Origin of the sequence: Halovivax sp., assembly GCA_007119345.1 — an archaeon.
Taxonomy (GTDB): Archaea; Halobacteriota; Halobacteria; order Halobacteriales; family Natrialbaceae; genus Halovivax.
Genome location: SKPV01000036.1, coordinates 1 through 2,894, shown reverse-complemented (window position 1 = coordinate 2,894; position 2,894 = coordinate 1). Strand labels below are relative to the sequence as shown.

Genomic DNA, 2,894 nt, shown 5'->3' with positions numbered 1-2,894 from the left:
TGAGCTCGTCGGTGGCTCGCCGGCCGCCCTCTTTGAGCAGACCGACGATGCTCCGCGGGGCGTCCTGGAGGTCGGCGATCGTCTCGTCGACGACGTAGATCGCGTGGACGGTGGCGCCGGCCAGCTCCGCGATCGAGAGCGCGTGTTCGGCCGCACGGTCCGCGAACTCGCTGCCGTCGGTCGGGATCACCACGTCGTCGATCGCGAGTCGGAGGTCCGCCGGGACCGTACGGTCGTCGTTCGAACTGACGGAGAGGACGGGCACGTCCGATAGCATGAGCACGCGCTCGGTCGTGCTGCCCAGTCGCACTCGGTCGGCCCCTCGGCGGCCGTGGGTTCCCATGACGATCAGGTCGACGTCGTGCTCGCGAGCGTACTCGCGGATCGTGCGGTGGGGCTCGCCGTCGGCGACCGCCTCGACGGCGTCGACGCCGCGATCGGCGGCGCGTTCCCCGACCGCCGCCGTGGCCGCACGTGCGCGCTGTTCGACGAACTCGCGCAGGTCGTCGCGCTGTTTTGGGTCGAGGTCTGCGGGATCGGTTGGGAATTCGAGAACGTGCAAGACGTGAACGGTGGCGTCGAACGCGTCCGCGAGCGAGAACGCCCGGGCGGCTGCGGCCTCGGCGCCGTCGCTTCCGTTGACGGGAAGGAGGATCGTGTCGTACATCGAGTTCCCGGACGGTACGCCGGCGACCGGGATAAAAGGGGCGAATCGATCGGATTGCACGTCTACGCGGGCTCGTCGTCGGTCGCCGGGCGGAATCGGATCTGGCGACACCGTTTGGAACCTGTGGACCGGCTCCCGCTGCGGACGCCCGACGAGACGCCGGGTGCGGACGCCCGACGCGACTCCCGCTGCGGTCGTCGCGAGTGTCAGTACGGGGTACGGGGATCGGATGGCGTACGGGGATCGGATGGCGTACGGGGATCGGATGGCGTACGGTTATCGGGCCGGGTTCCGATTGGTATCCTCTGGGAGAGCACATTCTCGTCCCCGTCGACGGCTCCGCCCCGTCCCGTGCCGCGGCCGCGTACGCGTGCCAGCATCCCGGAGGCGACCGTGACGCTGCTGTACGTGATGGACCCGATGGTCGCCTACAGCCGACGGCGGGCCTTTCCGGGCTACAGGGGTGACGACGAGTACACGAACGAACGGGAGAAAGGCGAGTGGATCCTCGAATCGGTTCTCGACGCCGTGCCGGACGAGGTCGAAACGGAGCCGGATCTCGTCGCGGGCCACCCGGCCAAAGCGATCCTCCGGTACGCCGACGAGCACGCCGTCGACGGGATCGTGATCGGCAGTCACGGCCGGGAGGGTCCGGCGCGGGTCCTGCTGGGGAGCGTCGCCGAGACCGTCGTCCGCCGGTCGGCCGTCCCGGTTACCGTCGTTCGCCCCGACGAGTAGCGGGCCCCGAGGGGAGGTCGAGCCCACGTCGGCGGTCGAATCTTCGACGCCGGACTCGAGCTCGTGTCGGCCTCCGAGACCTGGAGCTTCGATGTGGCGGTCATCGGAAGAGCCAGTCGCGCTCGTCGGAAAATCCGGTCGCGTGACGCCGATTCGGACGACTGTCGCCCGATCCTCCCGGTTCCGAACGGGTCCGTTGGCCTGAAGGACTGTCAAATCGTAACAATGTTATAACCGCTCACAGGTCCTACCCTCCGGTGGTGAATACCATGAGCACAGTTACTACGGAAACCGGAACGATCACTCAGCACCACGGCTGGCGAACGCTCGCGCTCGCGGGCGGCGCCGTCGCCGTCGCCGGACTCCTCGCGATCGCCCTCCCGTTCGCGACGGGCGTCGCGATCACGTACCTGATCGGGGCGCTGCTGGTCCTCGGCGGCCTCGTCCACGCCGGTCACGCGTTCACTGTACGGGGCTGGAAGCGGTCGATCTGGCAAGGGACGCTCGCCGTCGTCTCGATCGTCGCTGGCGTCGTGTTGCTCACGAATCCGATCGTCGGGCTCCTGAGCCTCACGCTCCTCGTCATCGCGTACCTGCTCGTCGACGGCATCGCGGAACTCTGGCTGAGTCTCCGGATGGGGAGCGAGTCCGGACGCGGCTGGATCGCGGCCAGCGGTGTGGTCTCGCTCGTCCTCGCCGGCATCCTCTGGGCTGGCTTCCCGGTCGACGCGCTCTGGCTGGTTGGCGTCGTCGTCGGTGCGAGCCTGCTCGCGACCGGCCTCTCGATGATCGCCGTCGCCAACGTCGGCCGCCACGCCGGCGACGTCGCGACGCCCGGTGCGGAGGCTCGCGGCGCCTGAGTCCGTCCCTGTTTTTGTCACGTCTGCGCCCAACGGATCGGTCGGCTCCGGGTCCAACTGGTTACTCGCCTCCGCGCCCACCGAGTCGGTGTCGTCCACCAGCGCCGGTACGCCGTCGTAGCGCCGCGGCCGAATCGGCCAGCGCTACCTACCACTCACACGAGTGCAGTCAGGAGCACCCAGACGAGAATCGCGTGCCAGACGACGGCCGAAACGGCTCGGTGAGGCTCGGCTGCCGGCAACGGCGGGTTCCTGAAGAGGGCGTCCCAGACGAAGGGGGTTGCGGCGAGTACGCTCACGACGCGTGCGGTCTGCATCGGAACCGCTGTCAGCGCGCCGACGAGCCAGCCCCCCGCGAGGACCGCCGCGATGGCGAGCAAGATCTTGTCGTCGTACTCGACCACGGTGTCTCCACCTCGGGAGGTTTACGGCACGAAGGCGGATGTAACTCTCCCACGATCTCGGTCGCCGGGAACCACCCCTGACCTACTTTCCGCTGGTCGGTCTAGCTTCTAGTGGCGGACCGAATCATCGTCCGTCCGGAGATTCCAATGAAGTACAACGAATTCGTCGGACAGGTACAGCACAAGCTCGAGCTCGCGGAAATGGGGTCCGCGGTTCGGGCGACC

Annotated in this window: 4 protein-coding genes; 2 read left to right on the top strand and 2 right to left on the bottom strand. The window is 68.2% G+C overall.

Annotated elements, in window-relative coordinates:
* On the bottom strand, positions 1–667 hold a 667-nt coding region (locus tag QZT59_RS03140; RefSeq protein ID WP_290811215.1), incomplete at its 3' end, for a universal stress protein.
* Between the two features lie 351 nt (positions 668–1,018).
* Between QZT59_RS03140 and QZT59_RS03135 the strand changes: the two genes are divergently transcribed.
* Together QZT59_RS03135 and QZT59_RS03130 are read left to right on the top strand one after the other, a co-directional pair.
* Positions 1,019–1,405, top strand: coding sequence for a universal stress protein (locus QZT59_RS03135; protein WP_343195724.1), 387 nt, complete (start codon positions 1,019–1,021; stop codon positions 1,403–1,405).
* A gap of 269 nt (positions 1,406–1,674) precedes the next feature.
* On the top strand, positions 1,675–2,265 hold the full coding sequence (locus QZT59_RS03130; RefSeq protein ID WP_290811212.1) for a DUF308 domain-containing protein: 591 nt from the start codon (positions 1,675–1,677) through the stop codon (positions 2,263–2,265).
* A 155-nt stretch (positions 2,266–2,420) separates the two neighbouring features.
* Here the strand turns inward: QZT59_RS03130 and QZT59_RS03125 are convergent, their stop codons facing one another.
* Complete coding sequence (locus QZT59_RS03125; protein WP_290811209.1) at positions 2,421–2,669, bottom strand: hypothetical protein; 249 nt, start codon at positions 2,667–2,669, stop codon at positions 2,421–2,423.
* Positions 2,670–2,894: the final 225 nt, after the last annotated feature.

Coding starts and splice junctions, on each gene's coding strand:
- QZT59_RS03130 (WP_290811212.1), top strand. CDS start 1,675: ATGAGCACAGTTACTACGGAAACCGGAACGATCACTCAGCACCACGGC.